1 protein-coding gene is annotated in these 425 nt (G+C 72.9%); it reads left to right on the forward strand.

Going from position 1 to position 425, the window contains the following annotated elements; translation table 11 throughout:
- Positions 1-190 (forward strand): MFS transporter (locus G3I71_RS48350; RefSeq protein WP_164325339.1); only part of this gene is annotated, 190 nt, incomplete at its 5' end.
- Positions 191-425 lie beyond the last annotated feature (235 nt).

A 425-nucleotide genomic window follows, 5' to 3' on the forward strand; every position in this document is an offset into this window, starting at 1 on the left:
CGTCATCACGCTGTCGTTCCCCGAGCTGCTGGACCGGTTCGGCGCGTCGGTGCCGTACGCGATGTACGCGGCGTTCGCGCTGCTGTCGTTCGTCTTCGTGCTCACCAAGGTCCCGGAGACCAAGGGGGTCGAGCTCGAGGACATGGAGGGTCTGCAGGTCGAGCGGCGGTCGCGCCGCGCGTCGGCCTGACGACGGCACGTCCGGCCCTGCTCCCGCCGCCCCGGGTGCGGCGCACGTCGCGCCCGGGGCGGAACACGTCACCCCCCTGAACTGTTGCCCGAGGTAACGACCCGTCGTAGAGTTGCCCCGAGCAACCGTCGCGCCCGGCTCCAGCACCGCCCGCGACGGCTCCCGACCGCCGACGACGCCCGGTCACCCCCGTCCCCGCGCCCGGAAGCGAGCACCCCCACGTTAGCAGCACCAG

This window comes from Streptomyces sp. SID12501, from assembly GCF_010550245.1.
Taxonomy (GTDB): domain Bacteria; phylum Actinomycetota; class Actinomycetes; order Streptomycetales; family Streptomycetaceae; genus Streptomyces.